At 45.9% G+C, this 22,702-nt stretch carries 16 protein-coding genes and 1 pseudogene; 11 read left to right on the top strand and 6 right to left on the bottom strand.

What is annotated here, in order from left to right; translation table 11 throughout:
• Positions 1–5 precede the first annotated feature (5 nt).
• The 3 genes from AB6E85_RS01565 to AB6E85_RS01555 form a co-directional block, all read right to left on the bottom strand.
• Positions 6–1,628, bottom strand: coding sequence for a phosphoethanolamine transferase (locus AB6E85_RS01565; RefSeq protein WP_372141155.1), 1,623 nt, complete (start codon positions 1,626–1,628; stop codon positions 6–8).
• A gap of 225 nt (positions 1,629–1,853) precedes the next feature.
• Positions 1,854–2,435 (bottom strand): porin family protein, encoded by a 582-nt coding sequence (locus tag AB6E85_RS01560; RefSeq protein ID WP_372141154.1) that lies wholly within the window; start codon positions 2,433–2,435, stop codon positions 1,854–1,856.
• A 248-nt stretch (positions 2,436–2,683) separates the two neighbouring features.
• Positions 2,684–3,247, bottom strand: coding sequence for a porin family protein (locus AB6E85_RS01555; protein ID WP_372141153.1), 564 nt, complete (start codon positions 3,245–3,247; stop codon positions 2,684–2,686).
• A gap of 363 nt (positions 3,248–3,610) precedes the next feature.
• Here AB6E85_RS01555 and AB6E85_RS01550 point away from each other — a divergent pair, with 363 nt between their 5' ends.
• Both AB6E85_RS01550 and AB6E85_RS01545 read left to right on the top strand, forming a co-directional pair.
• The gene (locus tag AB6E85_RS01550; RefSeq protein WP_372141151.1) at positions 3,611–4,150 is read left to right on the top strand and encodes a hydrolase; all 540 of its coding nucleotides are present in this window, start codon (positions 3,611–3,613) and stop codon (positions 4,148–4,150) included.
• Positions 4,151–4,203: 53 nt separating this feature from the next.
• Positions 4,204–4,746, top strand: coding sequence for an AAA family ATPase (locus AB6E85_RS01545; RefSeq protein WP_061037810.1), 543 nt, complete (start codon positions 4,204–4,206; stop codon positions 4,744–4,746).
• 109 nt (positions 4,747–4,855) lie between these two features.
• Here the strand turns inward: AB6E85_RS01545 and AB6E85_RS01540 are convergent, their stop codons facing one another.
• Positions 4,856–5,719, bottom strand: a complete 864-nt coding sequence (locus AB6E85_RS01540) for a MurR/RpiR family transcriptional regulator (RefSeq protein ID WP_017062019.1) — start codon at positions 5,717–5,719, stop codon at positions 4,856–4,858.
• Positions 5,720–5,905: 186 nt separating this feature from the next.
• Positions 5,906–7,180: an amino acid deaminase gene (locus tag AB6E85_RS01535; protein WP_372141150.1), complete on the bottom strand. Its 1,275-nt coding sequence runs from the start codon at positions 7,178–7,180 to the stop codon at positions 5,906–5,908.
• Between the two features lie 176 nt (positions 7,181–7,356).
• On the opposite strand from AB6E85_RS01535, the gene AB6E85_RS01530 reads away from it, so the two are divergent.
• From AB6E85_RS01530 to AB6E85_RS01505, 6 genes are all read left to right on the top strand, one after another.
• Positions 7,357–8,790, top strand: a complete 1,434-nt coding sequence (locus AB6E85_RS01530) for an amidohydrolase family protein (protein ID WP_372141149.1) — start codon at positions 7,357–7,359, stop codon at positions 8,788–8,790.
• Between the two features lie 121 nt (positions 8,791–8,911).
• Entirely contained in the window at positions 8,912–9,304 is a 393-nt protein-coding gene (locus AB6E85_RS01525; protein WP_017065166.1) for a RidA family protein, read from the top strand.
• Between the two features lie 207 nt (positions 9,305–9,511).
• Positions 9,512–11,026, top strand: coding sequence for a sodium:solute symporter family protein (locus AB6E85_RS01520; RefSeq protein ID WP_048610233.1), 1,515 nt, complete (start codon positions 9,512–9,514; stop codon positions 11,024–11,026).
• 91 nt (positions 11,027–11,117) lie between these two features.
• Entirely contained in the window at positions 11,118–12,065 is a 948-nt protein-coding gene (locus tag AB6E85_RS01515; protein ID WP_372141147.1) for a sugar kinase, read from the top strand.
• A gap of 20 nt (positions 12,066–12,085) precedes the next feature.
• On the top strand, positions 12,086–12,715 hold the full coding sequence (locus AB6E85_RS01510; RefSeq protein WP_372141146.1) for a bifunctional 4-hydroxy-2-oxoglutarate aldolase/2-dehydro-3-deoxy-phosphogluconate aldolase: 630 nt from the start codon (positions 12,086–12,088) through the stop codon (positions 12,713–12,715).
• 108 nt (positions 12,716–12,823) lie between these two features.
• Complete coding sequence (locus AB6E85_RS01505) at positions 12,824–15,274, top strand: family 20 glycosylhydrolase (protein WP_372141144.1); 2,451 nt, start codon at positions 12,824–12,826, stop codon at positions 15,272–15,274.
• A 120-nt stretch (positions 15,275–15,394) separates the two neighbouring features.
• Here AB6E85_RS01505 and AB6E85_RS01500 read toward each other — a convergent pair whose 3' ends face one another.
• Positions 15,395–17,458: an ATP-binding protein gene (locus AB6E85_RS01500; RefSeq protein WP_372141143.1), complete on the bottom strand. Its 2,064-nt coding sequence runs from the start codon at positions 17,456–17,458 to the stop codon at positions 15,395–15,397.
• 228 nt (positions 17,459–17,686) lie between these two features.
• Between AB6E85_RS01500 and AB6E85_RS01495 the strand changes: the two are divergent.
• The 3 genes and pseudogenes from AB6E85_RS01495 (at position 17,687) to AB6E85_RS01485 (ending at position 22,691) form a co-directional block, all read left to right on the top strand.
• Positions 17,687–19,027, top strand: a pseudogene (locus tag AB6E85_RS01495) (sigma-54-dependent transcriptional regulator).
• Between the two features lie 321 nt (positions 19,028–19,348).
• Entirely contained in the window at positions 19,349–20,362 is a 1,014-nt protein-coding gene (locus AB6E85_RS01490; RefSeq protein ID WP_372141141.1) for a TAXI family TRAP transporter solute-binding subunit, read from the top strand.
• Positions 20,363–20,513: 151 nt separating this feature from the next.
• Positions 20,514–22,691, top strand: a complete 2,178-nt coding sequence (locus tag AB6E85_RS01485; RefSeq protein WP_372141140.1) for a TRAP transporter permease — start codon at positions 20,514–20,516, stop codon at positions 22,689–22,691.
• Positions 22,692–22,702 lie beyond the last annotated feature (11 nt).

Raw genomic sequence — 22,702 nt, 5'->3', positions numbered from 1 at the left:
TAAAACTAGCGACACGCAGCGAAGATATCTTGGTTCTCTCGGTATTCTTTGGTTTGTACATCCATTAGGCCAAGCAAAGAGTCGAACAGGTTGTCTTGGGAGAAGCTCTGTTCTTTGCCTGCCTTTCTCAAGCAGGTTTGGTTTATCCCTTTCTGCTCTGCGAAACCATCAGACATCCACATGATCATAGGCACATGGGTTTGCTCTTTCGGTGCCAATGAATAAGGCATGCCATGTAGGTAGACGCCGTTTTCCCCTAAAGATTCACCATGATCGGAAATGTACATCAGCGCCACATTGTACTTATCGGTGAGTTTCTCTAGCTTTTTCATCGCCTGTGAGAGAAAGAAATCCGTGTACAAGATGGTGTTGTCGTAGGTGTTAACCACTTCCTCTTTGGTGCAGTTTTCAATATCTGCACGAGGGCAATCAGGCGTAAATTTCTTATGTTCTTCTGGGTAACGTTCAAAGTACGTTGGGCCGTGAGAACCTGCAATATGGTAGAAGATGATGCTATCTTGCTTGAGATCTTGCGTATCTTGTTCGAAGTTCTCTAGCATCGCTGTGTCGTAGCATACGTCGTTATTACACAATGGGTCGCTGTCTTTGGCGACGAGCGTCATCTCTTTGATTCGGTGTGCGACGGCTTTGTCTCCACCATCATGCTCCCTCCAAATAGAGTGAATGCCCGCGCGGTTCATAATGTCGACCACGTTATCTTGGTTGTAGGCTTTGTCGCGATCGTAGTTGCTGCGATTCATGTTCGAGAACATACACGGTACAGAAACTGCGGTGGCTGTACCGCACGACTGAACATCAGAGAAAAATATTGGGTTGTAAGGCTTGGTATGAGCGTTGGTTTCTCTCTCATAGCCATAATATTGGTAGTTATACACGCGAGCGGTTTCGCCAAGTACAAACACTAGTAACGTCGGTTTGGTTGCTGCTTTGGCTTGCGGTTTTTGCTTCGCATCTAATCCTAGCTCTTGGTAGGGGATAGGCTCTTTGATGTAGGTGTTATTGATGTATTTGACCGTTGACGCCACATACTCGGTCGGAATGATCATCTTTTTGATGTGCGAATTATTACGACCAATCGAGACATAATCTTTGTAAAACAGCCCGGCAATAATCGCAATGACGATCAAGGAAGAGAGCAGCCCAATCGATTTCCAGACAAAGAAATCTTTCCAAGATTCTTTTTTAAGTTTGGTAAACAACAGGATGAACGATGGAATACCGCCCATAGCCAGTAGCCATAAGATCGAGTGACCACTGATATAACTGGCTGCTTCACCGCTATTGGTCTCAAACACATTCTCTATCATGCCGTAGTCAACGAATATGCCGTAATTGAACATGCTGTAGCTGACTAAGGTTGAGGTGATCAGCAATAAGATGAAAAACGGCTTAGAGAAGATAGGCCAGTTGAAGACTTGGAAGATGAAGTTAAAGGCAGCAAGGAAGAAGATAGGAATGGAGATAAGAAACGCAACGCTTTCAGATTTCGATGCCTGAACAATACTAAACAGTTCTTGGGAGAGAGGTAGGTTGACGACAAGCAGATAATACACGGCCAACACAAAAGGCAGCTTGTTTATCGACATGTTTAAGCTTGGTAGATTCATAGGTCTTATTTTCCTGCGTCTTTTATCCCTTTATTTTAGTCTGGCTACCAAGAAAGCTCTAATATCAACGCATAAAGCTCAGATAGGCGGCGATAAACCGACTAAAGTGAAATGACGCGATAGGTGTGTAAATACAAAAATTCACTTTACTGAGTGACCTTCATGACAAGGTGGAACAGCAAAGTGAATTAGTATGTTCAGCTTATTCTATGTGGTTCAATCACATTAGAAGTTGTATGAACCACCGAAGCTAATGCTGTTGAAGGCAAGCGTGTGGTCATCGTTTTTGAGTGACCCATTGCCATAAGAATAGTCATCGACACTTACTGCATCCGCTTGCGAGATCAAGCGTAGCGTTAGGTGTTCGATTGGCGTGTATTCAACACCAACACCAAAATGGAAACCGGTACCGCTATCGTCATCATACAAAGCTGCGCTATTTGCATGTAGATCAACAGAACTTAAACCAGCCAATACGAATGGACGGATTGTGTTGTCGAACGTATAACCTAGGTTTGCAGATACAGATACAGAGGTCGGCGATAGTTTGGTAGTACCCTGCTTGTAGTCTGCGTAATCGTTGTAGCCAAGTTCAACACCAACGATGCGGTTGAATTGGTAGCCGCCGTATAGGTTGTAGCCCATGCCATCTGAATCTAAGCTACCGTGGCCGTCTGTATCAGAATCTTGGTAGACACTAAGTCCGCCACCAATGTATGCACCGCCATCAGTACCTGCAGCTAAAGCTGGAAGAGAAACTGCGCTGATTAAGCCCAGTGCTAATGCTGATTTTGTTATCTTGTTCATCTTTGTTACTCACTCTGTCATGTCTTCAAATGTGATTGTCGGTCACTGTCGATTTTTAATCGTTGTTGGTTTTTGGCCTCTCGACCGTTGTTGACAATTATCCCTGAGTCTTTTGCTCATTACTGTATGGCTTTGTAAGCTGAATCGTTACATAGATACAAAAATTCACTTTACTGTGCTGCCTTATCACAGGGCAGAGTAGCAAAGTGAATTTGAGCTACTTACGACGTAGTCGTTTGGGGAGAATATTAGAAGTCGTATGAACCACCGAAGCTCACACTGTTGAATGCTAAAGTATCGCTACTGTATGTCTTGCCACCAACCGTATTATCCACACTTACCGCATCAGCCTGAGAAATAGCTCGAAGTGTTAAGTGTTCGATAGGTGAGTATTCAACGCCGACGCCAAAGTGGAAGCCAGTGCCGCTGTCATCGTCAAAACTAGAACCACTACTTGCGTTTAGGTCTACGGAACTCAAACCTGCTAATACGAATGGTCGAATGGTATTGTTGAATGTATAACCGAGGTTTGCTGATACAGAGATAGACGTCGGTGATAGGTCTTCGTAGCTATTTTTGTAGTTTGCGTAATCGTTGTAGCCAAGTTCTACGCCAACGATACGGTTAAATTGGTAACCGCCGTATAGGTTGTAGCCCATACCGCTAGAATCTAAGCTTGGAGCACTATCAGTGTCTGAGCCTTGATAGACGCTCAGTCCGCCACCTACGTATGCGCCACCATCGATACCTGCTGCAAAAGTTGGAAGTGAAACTAAACCGATTAAGCCGAGTGCTAATGCTGATTTTTTCATGATAATACCTTGTTTACTCATCCTGTGATGCAAATCACGGTATCGCTGATAATTGATTTATAAAACCCTCACAAATGAAACCTATTTTTTCATTGATATCGTGATTGTCTTCGGTCCTTGATTTATCAAGGGGTAACAGAGAATTTTTTGGTTATATTGTTTATAAATAAAATTCATATATTGACAAATGGTTAAATTTGCTAAATAAAACGATGTTTTTTAAGGTTTGAGTGAGTTAGGGTTTGTCTAACTGATTGAAAAATAAAACATAATAAATATCACATTTGTTCTATTGTAGTATTTATTTCGGTGTTGTTGAGAACAAAGCAGTACGCTGATTCTAATGATGACAAGGAGAGTTGGATGTTAAACAGAGCAAGCACAGGTTTGGTGGTTGTGGACGTGCAAGGTAAGCTCGCACGCCTTGTTGATGACAGTGATGCGCTGATTGCTAATTGCGGAAAGTTGGTTCAAGGAGCGCAGGCTTTGGGTCTGCCAATTATTCGTTTGGAGCAGAATCCAGACAAGCTAGGTGCGACGGTCGATGAACTTAATGACCTTTTGAGTGATGCTAAACCAATACCTAAATTCACGTTTAACGCGTGTGATGAGCCCAAGTTTGTTGAGGCGGTTCAAACCAAGGATGTAGAGACTTGGTTGGTGTGTGGTATTGAGGCTCATATTTGTGTCTATCAAACCGCAATGGGGTTGTTAGATCTTGGGTACAAGGTTCAGGTAGTTGGTAACTGTGTTAGTTCGCGAACGGCACTCAACAAGGATCTGGCAATCCGCCGATTAACCGATGCTGGTGTCCAAATAACTGGGTTGGAAATGAGCTTGTACGAGCTAGTGAAAGATTGTCGCGCACCAGAATTCAAGTCGATCTTAGGCTTAATTCGTTAACTTGGGTTTCGTTACGGCCCGATTCGTTAATTTTCCCTTTTGAAGAGGTTTGTTTGAATAATCTAATCGTATTTACCGGTGGTCCGGGCTCAGGAAAAACCTCGGTTATCGAGGCGTTGAAAAGTCGCGGCTATCGCTGCGCACCAGAGGTTGGGCGTAAAGTGATTCAACACCAAGTCGAGCGAAAAGGGAGTGCTTTACCATGGTTAGATAAAGCGGCTTTTCGTGACGAAATGGTACGAGAAGAGCTAACCAACTATCAAGCGTTTGAATCGAGTGAACAGCGCGTTTTCTTTGATAGAAGCATTGTAGATTCATACGGTTACAGCTTGTTGGAAGCTTTGCCGATTTCTGAATCTCTGTTGAATCAATGCAATGAGCTTGAATACAACAACAAGGTATTTATCTTCCCACCATGGGATTCGATTTTCATCAATGACGAAGAACGTAAACAAGATTTCGATGAAGCGATCGCCACTTACGAAAAGATGGTGACAGCTTATATCCAGTTTGGTTATCAGCTGGTGGAAGTGCCCAAGCTATCTATTGAGGACCGAGTCGAGTTTATCTTAGCTTCGATTGACTCAGGCGAGTGATTTCCAGAAAAACCACAACTAAAAAGCCCCGCAGTATCGACTCGATTGAGTAAATACTGCGGGGCTTTTTATTGAAATCGACTAGTTGATGACTTAGTCGTCTTAAACATTAATCACCGAGAGGTTGTCTGTCGCCCCCACCTCGGTAGGAATCTAACGCAACCTTCAAACGACGCAGTTTGTCGCGCGAACGGTTCTTATGATTGACTGCGATCCCCATAGAAAGCACATCCACTAGCGCCAACATGGCGTAGCGAGAAGCCGACGGTTTGTAGATGAAGTCAGTTTCCATATGCTTGATGGGTAGCAATATATCGGCAATCTTTGCCAGCGGTGTATCTTGTGGCGTAATCGCGATGATCTTAAGTCCATACTGCTTAGCCAGCTCTGCGGTTTCAGTGATCACCGGCGTGAAACCGGTCGCGGAGATCATCACCATCACATCATTGGCATCTGCTGTCGCAGCAACCATGCGTGACATCAAACCATCGTTGTACGACACCACGGGATAGCCCAAACGGAACAGTCGGTGTTGCAGTTCTTGAGAAGCGATGGTCGAGCCACCACCCATGCCGATAGCAATGATTTGTCTGGCGTTATGCAGCCAGCTGACTGCGGTTTCAACGTCTTGCTCTTTGAACAAGGTACGGTTGATGTCTAGGCTCTGCTTGATCGATTCGTAGATACCTTGATAACCCGTTTGGTCAACGGGTTCGAGAATAAAGCGTTGGCCGACTGTCAGTGTTTGAGCAAGCTTGATCTTCATATCACGTACGTTGCTGCAGCCAATAGCCTTAGCAAAACGTGTAATGGTGGCTTCACTCACTTGAGCGCTTTCAGCAAGCTCTGTGATGCTGGCATTGGCTGCAAAATCAATGTCGTCCATGATCAGCTTAGCGACTTTTTTCTCTGCATCACGAAGAGCGGGAAAACGCTCCGTTATCTGTGAAATGATATCTACTTCTAAACTCAAGAATCCTGATCCTTTGTTGATGGGGCTAATCGTTATTACCTAGTTATTAAGAATCTAGCTCGTAAGAAGCAAGCTCTTTAGCTTTTTAGTCATTTAGCTATTGAGCACTAATCTATTAAAAACTAAGCCTTAGCCCCGTTAGTATATCTTATTGTTTCGCTGATTCTAGCTTATCGAAAAATCGAACTAGAAGCAGGTTTCCACCCAGTTTGTTACCTGATGGTCGTCATCGCTGATGGCAATGTAGCGCCACTTATCGAAAGTTAAACACGGGTGTGAGGTTGAGAAGGCAATCATGTCGCCCACTTCAATCTCACAAGAGCCGTCCGTTTCAACAAAGGTATGCTGATCCATCACGGCGGTCGCAGTCAGCCCTTTCACTGAGATAGCTTCGCCATTGCGATAGCCGCGTTCGGCAATAGGTAAACCCGCATCAAAGGCCACATCACGCTTGCCTAACCCAACCACTAATTTGGTAGGCTCCGGACGAGAGATTACATATGCCCACACCTCAAGTGCCGATTCTAAATCACCACCCAATTCACATGCGTAACCTTGGTTTGCTTGGGCACGTTGTAGCACTTTGCTTTGAGCGTCTAGGTAGATACCTGTGTCGTGAATGGCATAACAGCCCGGGCGGATGATCGCCAAGTAATCGGTTAGGTTCGCTAAACATTCTGCAACCACGTCATACCAAGCAGAGCCGGCACCCGTGATGATAGGTTGCCCTGCAATTAGGCCATCTGATGCGAGGCTTTCAACCGAAGTGAGCGCCTGTTTCAAGAAGGTGCGAATGTCTTGTTCTGCGTTGTCACCGTGAATCACACCCTCATACACCTCAATACCCGCGAGCGAAAGGGCAGGTGTGTCTTGAACAGTTTGAGCCAGTTCTAGAACTTCTTGTGGCGAACGACAACCACAACGACCGCCCGGCACACCAAATTCGATCAGTACTTTTAGCGTCTGTTTGGTGTTGGCGAAATACTGGTTAAGTTGCTGCACGTTTACCGATGAATCCACACAACAGTAAAAGTCGACATCAAATTCACTGATCAGCTGTTCAACGATCGCCATGTTGGTTTTACCCACCAATTGGTTGGCCATGATGATTTTCTTCGCGCCAGCCATAGCGGCAATTTCTGCCTGTGCAGGCGTTGCTACTGTAATACCCCAAGCACCGTTTTTTAGCTGTTGGCGGAAAAAAGCAGGGGTCATTGATGTTTTGCCATGTGGCGACAATTTAACCTGATGGTGGTCGGCGAATGATTGCATCCAATTTAGGTTATTGGTTAAGGCGGATTGTTTGATAATTGCTACCGGAAGCGAAATATCTTCATCAACCAGTCGGTAAATACCGTTCTCAGATTGTGATACTGCTCTCCCTTTTTGGCCTTTTTCAGTCAAGGCGAAACTATCTTCTTGATACTTTATAACATCTTTTTGTGCAGGGTTATGTTTCATTGCTGATTCCTAACATGATCTAAATTGTTGTTATTTAACGCTTAAATATATCTGTAATCTAATTCGTGGTAGAAACTATCACACAAATTAAAATATTATGTGTGTTTTGTCACTGAAAATAATCGGCTGGATTCTTAATATAGCTCCATCAACACAGTGGATTGAGAGAGTGAAAAATGTTGTTCGATACGATAATCAAAAATGTAGAGGTGTTTGACGGCACCGGCGAACAATCGTTTTGTGCCGATGTAGCAATCCTTGATGGAAAAGTCGCCGAAATTGGTCAAATCGATCACGAAGATTGTGGCCAGTTGGTTGAGGGAGCAGGCTTAGCATTGGCTCCTGGATTTATCGATGTACATACACATGACGATACCAACGTAATTCGTTACCCAGACTGCCTACCTAAGATCAGCCAAGGTGTGACAACCGTGATTGTTGGCAACTGTGGCATCAGCGCATCGCCAACGGTTTTGGCTGGCGATCCACCTGACCCAATGAATCTTTTAGGTGAGCAGGCTGATTTTAAATACCCGACTTTTGCGGCGTATGCACAAGCGGTAGAGCAAGCTCAACCCGCAGTAAACGTAGCAGCGTTGGTTGGCCACACCACACTGCGTAACCAAGTGATGGACGACCTGCAACGCACCGCAAACGAAGATGAAATTGCAGCGATGCAAAGCAACCTTGATTTAGCGATGGCGCAAGGTGCATTAGGTTTGAGTTCAGGTCTGGCTTACGCAAGTGCGAATCAAGCGAATGCCAACGAAGTGATGCAGTTAGCAAAGGTACTGTCTAGCCACGGCGGCATCTATACCACGCACATGCGTACCGAATTCGAAGAGATCTTAAGCGCGATGGAAGAAGCGTTTGAGACAGGACAATACGCGAAAGTGCCAGTTGTTATCTCCCACCTTAAATGTGCAGGTGCGGGCAACTGGGGCAGAACCGTTGAAGTGCTTGATTTGATGGAAAAGGTTTCTGAGCACCAAGATGTGTCTTGTGACTGCTACCCATATTCAGCGAGCTCTTCAACACTGGATTTGAAACAGGTGACGGATGATTTCGACATCTTCATCACTTGGTCTGAAGCAAAGCCAGAACATGCAGGAAAAACGCTTAAGCAGATTGCTGATCAAATGAATCTACCTCTGATGGATGCGGCGAAAGCACTTCAACCAGCGGGCGCGGTGTATCACTGCATGGATGAGAACGACGTAAAGCGCGTTTTGAAATACAAGTTAACCATGGTCGGTTCTGACGGTTTGCCAAATGACCCGCATCCACACCCAAGACTGTGGGGCACCTTCCCGAAAGTATTGGGTCACTACTGCCGAGATGAAAAACTGTTCTCGTTGCCAGAAGCGATTCACAAGATGACCGGAATGTCTGCGAAGCGTTACAACTTAGCGGGCCGAGGCGAAGTTCGCTGCGGTGCATTTGCCGATTTAGTTTTATTTGATCCAAAGAATATTAAAGACACAGCAACATTTGAAAATCCTATTTCAGTTGCTGAGGGAATAGAAAGCGTATTTGTAAATGGTGAGTTAACTTACCAGCAAGGAAAAGTGAAAAATAATCGTTCAGGCGTTTTTATTTACCGAAACTAGATTTTAATTATCAAATTAAATTTACGGTAAATATAAAAACGACGAATTAATTTAAATATATTGGAACAGAAACTGTTTTATCTATAAAGCCAATATTATCTATAAATAAGTGGAGTTAAAAATGACTATTAAACGTTACGGTGTTGAAGGCGGTACAGGTACAGGCGGACAACATTTACCATTTGCACGCGCAACTGAAGCGGGTGGTTTCCTGTACGTTTCTGGCCAGACACCGATGACAGATGGTGAAGTGGTAGAGGGGGGCATTGTTGACCAATCTCGCCTAGCGATCCAAAACTGTGTCGATATCATGACTGAAGCGGGCTACGGCCTAGAAGACGTAATGCACGTAAAGGTTGTGCTAACGGATTCTCGTTACTTCCAATCTTTTAATAAGGTATTCAAAGAGTTCTTCGGTGCTAATCCACCGGCACGTATCTGCATGGTCTGTGACCTAGTGGTAGACGTGAAAGTTGAAGTAGATGTGACTTGCTACCGCGCTGATCGCGTTTAGTTATAACCTAATCACAATAACCTACTTAGAGAGTATTAGGGGGTAAGCATCCCTGTTATTATCCTTTAATACTCTCACCCTACATTTATAAAAATTACTTTAATTAAAAAATACACAAAACCAATAAAGTAATTATATGAAATATAAAATGAATGAATCATAAATAAAGTTCAGGAATGAACTTAATATTTCACTGAGAGGTGTCAAATGAACAGCACACTTTTTCTTACAGGCTTCGGCGTGTACGTATTATTTTTAATTTGGTTAGGCTGGTTTGTCTCGCGTAATCAAAAATCTGGCGAAGACTTCTTATTAGGCGGCCGTGGCCTGCCATTATTCTTAGTACTGGGTACAACCGTCGCGACTATGGTCGGCACGGGCTCAAGTATGGGTGCGGTTGGCTTCGGCTACGCGAATGGTTGGGCAGGTGCTCTGTACGGAATTGGCGGTGCTATCGGCATCCTATTGCTAGCCCTTTGGTTTGCTCCGGTTCGTAAATTGAACTTCATGACCATGAGTGAAGAGCTGGCTTACTATGTTGGCGCTAACCGAATCGTGAAAAACGTGGTTGGTCTGCTTATCTTTATCGCGTCAATCGGTTGGTTGGGCGCGCACATTCTAGGTGGCGGCATGTACCTAGCGTGGATTGCTGACATCGACCTTAACCTTGCGAAGATTATTATTGCTGCGGCATTTACTATCTACGTGGTGATCGGTGGTTACACAGCGGTTGTATGGACCGATACTATCCAAGCTATCATCCTTTTTGCTGGCTTCATCTTGATGGCGGTTATGTCTGTGGATCACATCGGTGGCATGGATAACCTTTACGCTGCGATGGACCCTGCTGCTACGAGCTTTTTAGCAATCGATAAACTGGGCATTCTGCCTGCTGTGTCTCTGGCTGTGGTTATCGGTGTGGGTGTACTGGCGACGCCTTCATTCCGTCAACGTATCTACTCAGGCAAAGACGTTAAAACCATTCGTCGCTCATTTGTTGCATCGGGTGTGTTGTACCTTTTCTTCTCAATCATCCCTGCAATCATTGGTATGGCTGCACACGCAATCGACCCATCATTGGATAACCCGAACTACTCGTTCCCTTACGTAGCTGCAACGGTTCTTCCTGTTGGTGTTGGCATGATTGTTCTTATCGCAGGCCTTTCTGCAACCATGTCGAGCGCAAGCTCAGATGCGATTGCGGGCGTGTCTATCCTACTGCGTGACGTTTACGTGATGTTCACAGGCCGCGTACCAAACAAAGAGTCGATGCTGAACTACTCTCGCTTGGCACTGATTGTGGTGATTGGTTTTGCATTGCTGTTCGCACTGACGTCGAACGACATCATTGGCTACATCACTAAGATGATTTCAACGGTAATGTCGGGCATGTTCGTGTGCGGTATGTTGGGTAAATTCTGGAAACGCTACAACTGGCAAGGTGCGCTTGCAACGCTAGCGGGTGCTTCTGTGGCTTCATTCGTAGTAATGCTAAACGCTGACTACACAGCATTCTGGGGCAACCCTGTGATTCCTTCATGTCTGTTTGCTCTAGCAGCAGGTGTGGCAGTGAGCCTGTGTACTCCGGCGAACCAAGTAACACCAGAAATGGCGAAAGCGATTCTTGATGATGAACGCGCTCTGATGGAGATGGAAATGTCTGATTCAGGTGTAATTGAAGAAGACGCGGCACCTCAACGCCCTGCTAATCAAACAAGCTAAATCTAGTCTCCACAACTGGTTTGCTTAATTCAGGCCCTGCTTAACGGTAGGGCCTTTTCTAAAGTCAATTATCTCTATTTTAGGAGCGGCTATGTCGGCATCTTCTCTGTTCAATATTGCTTTCTTCGGCGAATGTATGGTCGAAATAAGCGGCTCTCCATTAACCAAAAAATTTGGTGGTGACACGCTCAATACCGCGCTTTACCTTTCTCGCTTAACCCAACATCAAAACTTGTCCGTTCATTACGCGACGGGTTTAGGTAGCGATGAACTGTCTCAGAATATGATTGATAGTTGGCAGCTAGAAGGTATTCAAACCAATTTCGTTGAACGTATCCCAAACAAGTTGCCCGGTTTATACATGGTAGAAACCGACGAAACGGGTGAGCGACATTTCCACTACTGGCGCAACGACGCGGCAGTAAAATCTTACTTTCAAATCGATAACTTAAACAAGCTTGAAATCGCTCTGACAGAGAAACAAGTCGACGCAGTTTACATCAGCGGTATCAGCATCGCGATCTTGGATGATGCCTCTCGTGAGCGCCTATTCAAAGCTATTAGTGTGTTCTCAAACCAAGGCGGTAAGGTGATTTTCGATAACAACTATCGCCCACAGCTTTGGAGTACCGAGCAAGCTCAACACTGGTACGCCAAGTTACTGCCATTGGTAGACATCGCACTGATTACCGAAGACGACGACCTGCTGGTTTGGGGTAACTCTGAGAGCGTTCAACAACGTTGCCTTCGTATGGGGTGCCAAGAGATCGTCATCAAACGTGGTTGTGAGCCATGCAAGATTGTTCAAGTTGAACAAGGCGATGTTGTTGAGAACTATGTGTCAGCGACTCGTGTTTCTAACGTGGTTGATACCTGTGCTGCGGGCGACTCATTCGCTGCGGGCTATTTAGCTGCGCGTCTTACTGGCGAGAGCGCCACTGACGCAGGCGAACTTGGCCACCAACTGGCTTCAATCGTTATTCAATACTCTGGCGCAATCATCCCCGTGAGCGCTATGAGCAAACTGATTAAAAAATAAAATTAAAAAGCGGAATTATTATGTCTCAAGAAATGATCAACAAACTTAAGCAATTCAAAGTTATCCCTGTTATCCAAATCAACAAGGTAGAACACGCGATTCCACTGGCAAAAGTTCTAGTAGAAAACGGCCTGCCCGTTGCTGAAGTGACATTCCGCACTGAAGCGGCGGCAGATGCGATTCGTGCAATGCGCGATGCGTACCCAGAGATGTGTATCGGTGCCGGCACAGTATTAACGCCAGCGCAGATCGACCTTGCAAAAGAGTCGGGCAGCGAATTCATCGTGGCTCCGGGTCTGAACCCAAACACCGTAAAACGCTGCCAAGAGATCGGGATGCCTATCGTTCCGGGCGTAAACAACCCAAGCCAAGTAGAGCAAGCGCTAGAGCTTGGTCTTAACTTCTTGAAGTTCTTCCCTGCAGAAGCGTCTGGCGGAATCAACATGGTGAAATCTCTGTTAGCACCATACGTTGATGTGTCATTAATGCCAACGGGCGGCATCGGCAAACACAACGTTAATGACTACCTAGCCGTGGATCGCGTGGTGTGCTGTGGTGGTACTTGGATGGTCTCGCCAAAAATGATCGAGAACGAGCAATGGGACGAGATCGCAGTATTGGTTCGAGAAGCGGTCGCTCTTGTGAACTAACGACAAGCGTTTGGAATAAAGATAAACAACAGCAGTGGTTGATGGTTCTGTTTTGTGAATTGCCTCCGATAAACAAAACAGAACGCCCGTTATATAGGAAAACTAATAATGAAAAAAACTATATTATCCCTATTGATTTCAGGTTCAGTAGTGTCCCCAATGGCGTTAGCAATGGCTCCAAATACCGATCTAAATTTAATGCCGTACCCGCAAACAGTCGAGCTTCAAGCTGGGCAGATTAAGGTCGACGGTAACTTCAAGGTTTACATCAAAGGCTTTAACTCTGACCGTGTTGAATACACGGCGAAACGCTTTATTGACCGCCTTGAGCGCCAGACAGGTGTTCCTATTCTAAACTGGCAGGTTGATAGCGCCGACCAAGCGAACCTGATCATTGATATCGACGCCGCGCCAAAATCTGAAGTACAAAATATCGACTCAGTAGAGTCCTACAAAATTACCACTCAGGGTGACCAAATCACTCTGAGCTCACCAAGCCCATACGGCACTATTCACGGCATCGAAACCCTTTTGCAGCTCGTTGAAACGACAGCGACTGGCTACCACATTCCTGCTGTCACGATTGTCGATGAGCCTCGCTTCCGCTGGCGTGGTGTTTCTTACGATACCTCGCGTCACTTCATTGAATTCGATGTGCTGATTCGCCAGTTAGATGCGATGGCTTCGGCGAAGATGAACGTGTTCCATTGGCACTTCTGGGACGACCAAGGCATTCGTATTCAAACTGAATCATGGCCGCGTTTGTGGTCTGAAACCGCTGATGGTAACTACTACACCAAAGACCAAGTTCGCTACTTAGTGGAATACGCGCGTAACCTCGGTATTCGTGTGATTCCAGAGGTGTCTCTGCCGGGGCACTCTTCTGCGGTTGCTCATGCTTACCCGCGCCTGATGTCGGGAGGTGAAGGTCAAAGCTATGAGCAAGAGCGTGGTTGGGGCGTGTTTGAACCATTAATGGACCCATTGAATCCAGAGCTTTATGAAATGCTGGGCGACGTATTTGATGAAGTGACCGAGCTGTTCCCAGATGAATACTTTCACATTGGTGGCGATGAGCCGAACTATGCGCAGTGGAAAAACAGCGAGAAGCATCAGCAATTTATCGAAGAGAACAATATCGATGGCGAGCGTGGTCTGCAGTCTTACCTCAATGTAAAAGTTGAGAAGATGCTCGAAGAGCGCGGTAAGAAGATGACGGGTTGGGATGAGATTTGGCATAAAGATCTGCCGACTTCGATCGTGATTCAAAGCTGGCAAGGGCACGATAGTATCGGTCGTGCGGCAAAAGAGGGCTACCCAGGCATTCTGTCTACCGGTTACTACCTAGACCAACCTCAGCCGACTAGCTATCACTATCGCAATGACCCAATGCCAAGTGGCATCACGGTTGACGATAAGCTGCACAGTGGCGAAAAGTTCGTGATGTATCAATGGCAGAAGCCTCGTTCAAAAGGCGGCCCACGTAAGGGAACGCTGACTATCATTGAAGCGAAAGACGGTACTTTCCGTGCGTTTAGTGATTACAACGGTAAGTCTCGCGAAGAGATCTACATCCTTGATTATGTGCCGGGTAAAACCTTTGTCGGCCACTTCGATAACTTCATGTCGTACACAGAATTCAACTTGAATCTGAATCCAAATGGGTTTGCTGAAGGCAGTTATCAGTTGATTGGTAACGTGCGCTGGCCAACCACAGGTGAAGTGATTGCGAGCAGTGATGTTGAAGGCAGCGTGATTCCAGAGCCAAATGGCGGTTACCCTGCGGAATTAACAGATAAAGAAAAAGAACTTATCCTAGGTGGCGAAATCACTATGTGGCTAGAGAACAAAGATAGCCTCACAGTAGAAAACTACCTATGGCCGCGTAGTTACGCCATTGCAGAGCGTTTCTGGTCTGATGAAGAACTGACTGACGAGCGCAGCATGTACAAGCGCATGAAGGCAATGGACACATGGTCTGAAGTGTCGGTTGGCCTGCGTCACCATGCGGATGCCGACATGTTGTTAAAACGTATTACGAAAGGGCAGGATATCCACGATCTACGCGTGTTAGCGAAATACACCGAGCCAGCACAGTACTACGCGCGTAACTGGGAGAAGTGGAGCTCAACTGAACCTAAGGGCACTTTATACAGCCAATACGAGCGCTTAAACCGCTTCGTTGATGCGCTGCCTGTGGAAAGCTACGCCGTGTATGAGATGCAAGACTTGGTCAATGACGTGGCGACAGGCAATCAACAAGCACTAGAGCAACTTGCAGGGCATTATCAGCAAGCTAAATCGGCAGCACTTGCCGCAGAGACTGTCTTCGCTGGTAACGTGTCTTCGGTCGATACCGTGGTGGTTGCAGAGAAAACCGTCGAAGTTGCAGATTTAGCGTTAACCTTGATTGCTAAAGCACAAGCAGGCGAAAAAGTCCGAGCAGCCGACGTGAATGCCTACCAAGCGATACTGTCTGATTCTGCGAAAATCTACGACGAATCGATCATCGCGATTGTTCGCCCAACAGAGCTACTGTTGAAGCAGTTGGCTGAGTAAGTCGCGAACAGATTAGCTGATAAGTCACACGCCAATAAGTGAATCAAAACCGCCCTCTGTGGGCGGTTTTTTAGTTCTAGCGCTTCAATAGAATGTGGCGTTCAAGGTTTGTGTAAGTAACTACTTACTATCACTATTGTTTAGTGTTAACGTAAATGTCATGCCTTGGTCTGAGTTGTTCTTTGCTATTAATGTGCCTTGCATATCGCGCACGTTGTTCGCTGTGATAGCCAACCCGAGCCCCAAGCCTTCGCCCATCTTTTTGTTGGTATGAAACGGTTCGAAAATAGTTTCGAGTTGATCTTCAGACACACCACAACCGTTATCTTGAACCTTGATGACCACGCGTTGTTGCTCGGTACGAGCACTGATCACAATGGTCGCGGGTGTTTGATTTTGAGTGGCGTCTATTGCGTTTCGAATCAGGTTTCCAAGAACTTGGCTTAGCCTGGCTTCTTCACCCATCACCATAGAAATATTGGAGGCGATTCGTACTCGAATATCGACGTTTTCGAGATCGGCTTGGTGAATGCGCAGGGTTTCTTGCAGTGCGTCTGTCAGTGAAACTGGGTAAGGCTTTTCAAGTCTTTGAAAGGCGAATGACTTCAGCTGGCTGGTCATGTTCGCCATTCTGTCGATTAGGCTCATGACTAAGTCTATATTCGCTTTCAACATCTTAGTCTCGCCTCTTTCCATCAATAGCTGGTTACTTGAAAGTAGAGTTTTTAGGCCAGTAAGCGGCTGATTGAGCTCATGAGTAATCGCACTCGACATTCGACCTAAGGCGGCAAGTTTGCTTGATTCGACCAACTCTTGCTGCGCATCTTTGAGGTCTTGCGTTCGCTCTTCTACCCGCAGTTGAAGTGTTTTATTGGCTTCCTGAACTGCGATCTCTGCTTTCTTACGTTTACTGATATCAATCACGGTACACAGGTAATAGGTCGTGGCATGCCAAGGAAAGGCGCTAATAGAGAATAAAACAGGGAAGTAGCTGCCATCGCTGCGCCTAGCCATGGTTTCGACGCTGGTGATCTCGGCCAGTTCTTGATGCTGTTCTAAGTTCTTGAGCAATTGCAAGGTGGTTGAATTCGGGTTGCCGGCCTCAAAAAGCTGCCACGCCTTGATGTTATTGATCATCGAATTGGATAGGGAAAAGTAGTTCTTCGCCATCAGGTTGATATCGTGAATGCGTCCGTGTTTATCGATCAGTATTAACCCAACATGGGTTTTATTGATCATCCCAGACAGTCGTTTCTCAGACTCCTCGATAAGCTTTTGGATTCTCAGATTGCTGAGCTTTTTCTGGCGTCTTTGGTAAAGAATCACCAACAGTAACAGAATGAAAAGACAGCCAACAGCAACGCTCCAACTGATCCAATTGGTGGTCTGATTAAGGTTGGTTAATGGTGTTAGATAGGTTAAACGCCAATTCAGATCGTCCAACTTGATGGACTGAATCAGGTAATCTTTGCCTTGCAGTCGCCATACTCGAATATGGGTTTGATCATACAGTTCGCGCTTCGTGGTGCCTGGTTGTGAATTGAAGGTGTCATTGAACCAATCGGCACTCAATCGGTGATCGCTGGATAGAAAGAACTGATCGCGAGGGTTTTGGAACAGTATCGCTTCACCATCGGCAAACCATTGATCGGTCAGCAGCGATAAATCGATTTGTACCGCAACAATACCCACCACCTCAGAGGCTCGATAAACGGGCGCGGCAATAAAGTAATCGGGCGTTACGCCTTTGTTTTTTGTCACCACCGAAATCGCCCCACCTTGCTGGTGGATCTTAGACACGATCGTGCTGGCGTTCTTTTTGCTCAGCTTGCTTCTTTCTACGCTAGAAACCAACAGTTCACCGTTACCAGAAAGCAGATACCAGCCCTTAGTGTTGGCAGCTTTGTCCAATTGAATCAGCTGCTTCTTGATACGTTTTTCGAGTAGTTGTTCACCATCAATGAAACGGACACTGATCTCATCGTTGGTCACCAGATAGGGCAAATAATAGAAACGTTTAAGCGTGCGCCTTGCTTCGGCAATGTATCCAAGAAAGCGTTGTTCCGCATAACGTTGCGCTTGTTCAAGCTTCCATTGGCTGATTCCACTCTTGGTGGTTACCTGCACTAAACCAATCAATAAACAAGCACACAGGAATAACCAATATCGATTGTTACTAACCATTCTTGATTAAATCCTTTTAAAATTAGTGAGTTGCCTATCCAAATTAATGAGATGCGAAGCTTCACTGTTTATTGTTTGGAAAGTGGAGAGTGGGACAAATCGAAGCTAACAAACATTATTAAACTGTTAAAGGAGTGTTATTCAAAGTGGGAGCTAGCTCCTTTTCGTCTGCGCCTTTTTTACATACCGTGGGCGACATTACTCAGATGTAAGCGGCGGAACCAAATTATGCAGCGTATTGCTTTAATTGAAGATGACGCGATTGTGCGTCAAGCAACCAGCCAATGGTTACAGTTGGCTGGCTTTGATGTCACCGCTTTTGAAGTGGGGCAAGATGCGTTAGATGCTGTCGAGTTGGGTGATTTTCAGACCATTATCACCGATGTTCGCTTACCTGATATTGATGGTGTTGAACTGCTAGGGCGCTTTAAAAGCCTTGTGCCAGATGTGCCCGTTATCTTGATTACAGGTCACGGCGATGTCGATATGGCGGTAAAGGCGTTACAATAGGGCGCGTATGATTTTATTGAAAAGCCATTCGATCCGGAGCGTCTGTCTCAAACGGTATCGGAAGCGGTTGAAAAACATCAAAGTGGCCAAGATAGAAACAGTCGTCAGAACTATCTGGATAACCTCAAGGGCATTGAACAGGTGCTGATTGGTCGCAGCAAGGTGATGTGTGAACTGCGAGAGCAAATTCAGAAAGTCGCTTCCATAGACACCAACGTGATCATTTATGGTGAGACCGGCTGTGGTAAAGAGCTGGTTGCTTCTTGTTTGCATGAGTTTAGCGAGCGAAAAAGACACCCTTTTGTACCGCTCAATTGTGGCGCGATCCCAGAAAACCTCTTTGAAAGCGAGTTGTTTGGGCATGAAGCTGGTGCGTTTACTGGTGCCGCCAAGCGACGTATTGGTAAGCTTGAATTTGCCGACAAAGGCACCGTGTTTCTTGATGAAATAGAGAGTATGCCGCTGTCGATGCAGGTAAAAGTGCTGCGAACCTTGCAAGATAATGTTGTAGAACGCGTCGGTGGTAATCAGCAACAACATGTTAATCTACGAGTGGTCTCTGCTTCGAAAAGCGATCTGCTAAATCACCCTGATTTTCGCCAAGATCTTTTCTATCGTTTGAATGTTGCACAACTGCATTTACCTCCACTCAGTGATCGCGAAGAAGATGCCTTGCTTTTGTTTGAACACTTCACCCAAGAAGCGAACAGTGAAACTCGAATCGCCAGTGAGGCCGATCGTTATGCCTTGTTGTCGTATGCATGGCCGGGCAATGTACGTGAGCTGCGTAATGTGGCGATTCGTTTTGCACTGGATGAAAGCCTCACTGTTGGCGATATTTTGGCGTGTCGACCTAACTCAGTAACAGAATCAACCACGGCAGGCATCCCATTGGCGGTTCAGGTTCAGAGCTTTGAGCGAAAAGTGATTCATGATGCGCTAGTGCGTTATCAAGGGCGCATCAATGATGTGATGCAAGACTTGGATTTACCCCGCCGAACATTGAATCAAAAAATGGTGCGCTATGCGTTAAACCGAAGCGATTATGTTGATTCGTAAGTGATGAGGAGATGAGAGGTGCTGTCATAAATCAGTGAGCAAAAAATGGCTCACCTCATATTTGTTACTTTATAAACATTGATCACATAAATACGACGCAGTGTGACTTAGCTATCTTTAAATAGATGTTAAAGCTTACTTTGAATAAGCAAAAAATAGCTCATTGATTCGTGGTCAAATAAGCAAGAAATAGCTCACTCTAAATCAGTTTTGGAATAAAATTCAATTAAAACAGTAACTTAAAAACTGGCATTGCGCTTGCTATCTAACGATTGTTGTTAACAAAAATATAACGTGAATAACTCTACATGGAGAGTAACAATGAAATACAACAAGCTAGTTAAAACTTTAGCAATCGCAATGGCCTCTATTGGCCTTATCAGCAACGCCTCTGCTCAAGAAGATCGCAGCTACATTTTAGCGACGGCCTCAACGGGTGGTACTTACTATCCAGTGGGGGTGGCTTTAGCGACATTGAGTAAAGTTAAGCTTGCACCAAAGCAGCACTTTTCTTTAGCGGCGATCAGCTCTGCGGGATCGGGCGAGAACGTGAAACTTCTCAATGAGAACGAAGCGCAGTTTGCCATTCTGCAAGGTTTGTATGGCGCGTGGGCGTGGCAAGGGCTTGGTCCATATGAGAAGTCTGGCAGTCAAAAACAACTGCGTTCAGTCTCTATGCTATGGCAAAACGTTGAACACTTTATTGTGCGCTCTGATCTGACAGAAACGGGCACCATGAGTGATTTAGAAAATCTAAATGGCAAAAAATTCTCTATCGGTAGGAAGAACTCAGGTACAGAGAATTCAGGACGTCAGATCATGCAAGGCCTGTCGGTTAACCCAGAACAATTTAAACTCGCCTTTATGGGTTACGGCGGCAGTGCAAGTGCACTACAAAATGGCACCATTGATGGTATGAATACGCCTGCTGGTGTGCCTGTTGGTGCGGTAACTCAAGCCTTTGCAGCCTTGGGTGAAGACATTCAAATCCTGTCATTTACCGATGCGCAAATCAAACAAGCGAATGGCGATTACAACATCTGGACCAAGTACGAGATCCCGGCAAACACTTACCCAGGTGTTGATAAGCCGATCACCACTATCGCTCAACCTAACTTCCTAGCGGTTCGTGAAGACATCTCTGAAGAAGATGTTTATCAGCTGACTAAAGCTATCTATGAAAACCTACCTTTCCTACAAGGTATCCACAAAGCAACCAAAGCAATGGCTCTCGAGAAAGGGATCGCAGGTCTGCCTGTTCCACTTCACCCGGGCGCTGCACGTTACTACCAAGAAGTGGGTATCGATGTCCCTTCTGAGTTGATCGTCAACTAACGGTTTCGACAACTAACCGTCTTCGTCAATTCAAAAAACACCCTTCTTAACTAAATTGCTAGGTGCGCGTTCATATTGTGAATGTGTTCGTGCACCTGCTTACTTTATGGATTTTCTCTGCGCATTTCGCTGTGGAGAGCAGGAGTTTTCTATGAGCGATTCGCTGCAGCAGGAACTGAAAAAATTTGAACTGCCGACCCGAACGGATTTTCCGTGGGTAGGCAAAGCGATAACGACAATGGGAGTGATACTCTCTCTATTACACATTTGGTTTAATACCTTATCGACCTTGCCAGAGCTTTGGATCTCTGCGACTCACTTCGCGGGCTTTGCGATCATTTGTGCGCTTTGGTATCCGGCTCATATCTCATTGAAAAGAAGCAAGATAGCGCTAGCGGTCGATATCGGAATTGCCTTGGCAGCTCTGGCTTGTCTTATCTACATTCCCTTTGCAGAAGATGCCCTTTACGAGCGAGGCGTGAAGTTTATCGCCAGTGATTGGTTCTTCTCTATCTTGGCAATCGCCATCGTTATTGAGCTGATTCGCCGCACTATGGGCTGGTTTATTCCTGTGCTTATCTTGGTGTGCTTGAGCTACGTGGTGCTTTGGGGACAATGGACCAGCGGCATCTTTCACTTCCCAGGCTTGAGCCTTGAGACACTGCTTTACCGAAGCTTTTACTCATCGGAAGGGATGTTCGGTTCTATTTCTAGAATCAGTTGGACCTTCGTATTCATGTTTATCCTATTTGGCGCCTTCTTAGTGCGTTCGGGTGTTGGTGATTACATCATTGATGTGTCTCGCGCGGCGGCGGGCAAAGTGATTGGAGGCCCGGGCTTCATCGCGGTGATTGGTTCTGGCTTGATGGGTTCGGTGTCTGGTTCGAGCGTAGCTAACACGGTATCGACGGGTGTGATCAGTATTCCTCTTATGCAAAAAGCCGGTTTCCCTTCGCGTTTCGCGGCAGGTGTAGAAGCTGCTGCATCGACGGGCGGGCAGTTGATGCCACCAGTGATGGGTGCGGGTGCGTTTATCATGGCGTCTTACACGCAGATCCCTTATGTCGACATCATTGCGGTTTCTTTCTTACCTGCGCTTATCTACTTTTTGTCTGTGGCATTTTTCGTACGTATTGAAGCAAAACGTAGTGGCGTGCAAAAAGTCACTTCTGGCTGTGAACCTCTATTGAAGGTATTGCTGTCGGGCTGGCACAACCTGATCCCACTAGCGGTGTTGGTGACTCTGTTGGTGAAGGGCTTCACACCGACTTACGCAGCGGGTATTTCGATTCTGTCTGTCGTAGTGGCTTCATGGTTTTCTAAAAATCACAAAATGGGACCGAAAGCGATCATTGAAGCTTTGTCTCAAGGCGCAAAAAACATGGCGACAACGGCTGTGTTACTAGTTGGTATTGGTCTAGTTGTTAATGTCATTAGCACTACGGGAATTGGTAACACCTTCTCTTTGATGATCAACAGCTGGGCGAATGGCGAGTTACTGGTGATGATTGCGTTGATCGCACTGGCGTCTTTGATTCTGGGTATGGGGTTACCAGTAACGGCGGCTTATATTGTGTTGGGAACATTGTCTGCTCCTGCCTTGTATAAATTGATTGCTGAAAGTCAACTGCTCGACTTGTTGGTGTCAGGGCAGCTTCCTGAGCAAGCTAAAGCCATATTTATGTTGGCTGCGCCAGATAAGCTTGAGCTATTGAACGCACCGATGGCGTTGGAAACGGCGAAAGAGATGATTGCGTTGGTTCCTGCTGATTTTGTGGAAACTCTGCTTGAACAGAGCCTTGGCTTAGAAGCGATCAGTCTCGCACTGCTTTCGGCTCACTTAATTATTTTCTGGTTATCGCAAGACAGCAACGTGACTCCGCCTGTTTGTTTAACTGCATTTGCGGCTGCAACCATTGCTAAAACACCCCCGATGAGAACAGGCTTAATGGCATGGAAGATCGCCAAAGGCTTGTATTTAGTACCATTGTTGATTGCCTACACTAACTTGGTAAGTTGGGATGTGACCTCGGTTTTGGTCACGGGTGGCTTTGCTATCATTGGTACTTACGCGTTTGTTGCCGCGATTGAGGGTTACCTAGAGAGTGAAATTAATCTCGCGCTTCGTGCCGTGTTGATTGCACTGGGTGTGGCTTTGGTTTGGCCTGATGTGTCAATCGTGATTCGCTTGCTGTGTGTGGCTCTGTTTGTCGCTATCTTCATCTACAGCGGCCGTAAGTACGATATCAATCAAGTGAAAAAGGAATCGGACGATGAGCAAGAATCGTTACCTCAAACCGAGCCTGACACTGTCGCGTCTTCCCTATAATTTAAAGGACT

The organism is Vibrio sp. 10N.247.311.51 (genome assembly GCF_041467855.1).
Classification (GTDB): domain Bacteria; phylum Pseudomonadota; class Gammaproteobacteria; order Enterobacterales; family Vibrionaceae; genus Vibrio; species Vibrio coralliirubri.
The sequence above is the reverse complement of the archived record's forward strand: the minus strand, read 5'-3'. Positions and strand labels throughout refer to the sequence as shown.

Excerpts from the sequence above, each read along its gene's own strand:
- AB6E85_RS01500 (WP_372141143.1), bottom strand. The coding sequence starts at position 17,458 with ATGGTTAGTAACAATCGATATTGGTTATTCCTGTGTGCTTGTTTATTG.
- AB6E85_RS01530 (WP_372141149.1), top strand. The coding sequence starts at position 7,357 with ATGTTGTTCGATACGATAATCAAAAATGTAGAGGTGTTTGACGGCACC.
- AB6E85_RS01505 (WP_372141144.1), top strand. The coding sequence starts at position 12,824 with ATGAAAAAAACTATATTATCCCTATTGATTTCAGGTTCAGTAGTGTCC.
- AB6E85_RS01510 (WP_372141146.1), top strand. The coding sequence starts at position 12,086 with ATGTCTCAAGAAATGATCAACAAACTTAAGCAATTCAAAGTTATCCCT.
- AB6E85_RS01490 (WP_372141141.1), top strand. The coding sequence starts at position 19,349 with ATGAAATACAACAAGCTAGTTAAAACTTTAGCAATCGCAATGGCCTCT.
- AB6E85_RS01535 (WP_372141150.1), bottom strand. The coding sequence starts at position 7,180 with ATGAAACATAACCCTGCACAAAAAGATGTTATAAAGTATCAAGAAGAT.
- AB6E85_RS01565 (WP_372141155.1), bottom strand. The coding sequence starts at position 1,628 with ATGAATCTACCAAGCTTAAACATGTCGATAAACAAGCTGCCTTTTGTG.
- AB6E85_RS01520 (WP_048610233.1), top strand. The coding sequence starts at position 9,512 with ATGAACAGCACACTTTTTCTTACAGGCTTCGGCGTGTACGTATTATTT.
- AB6E85_RS01555 (WP_372141153.1), bottom strand. The coding sequence starts at position 3,247 with ATGAAAAAATCAGCATTAGCACTCGGCTTAATCGGTTTAGTTTCACTT.
- AB6E85_RS01550 (WP_372141151.1), top strand. The coding sequence starts at position 3,611 with ATGTTAAACAGAGCAAGCACAGGTTTGGTGGTTGTGGACGTGCAAGGT.
- AB6E85_RS01485 (WP_372141140.1), top strand. The coding sequence starts at position 20,514 with ATGAGCGATTCGCTGCAGCAGGAACTGAAAAAATTTGAACTGCCGACC.
- AB6E85_RS01515 (WP_372141147.1), top strand. The coding sequence starts at position 11,118 with ATGTCGGCATCTTCTCTGTTCAATATTGCTTTCTTCGGCGAATGTATG.
- AB6E85_RS01525 (WP_017065166.1), top strand. The coding sequence starts at position 8,912 with ATGACTATTAAACGTTACGGTGTTGAAGGCGGTACAGGTACAGGCGGA.
- AB6E85_RS01560 (WP_372141154.1), bottom strand. The coding sequence starts at position 2,435 with ATGAACAAGATAACAAAATCAGCATTAGCACTGGGCTTAATCAGCGCA.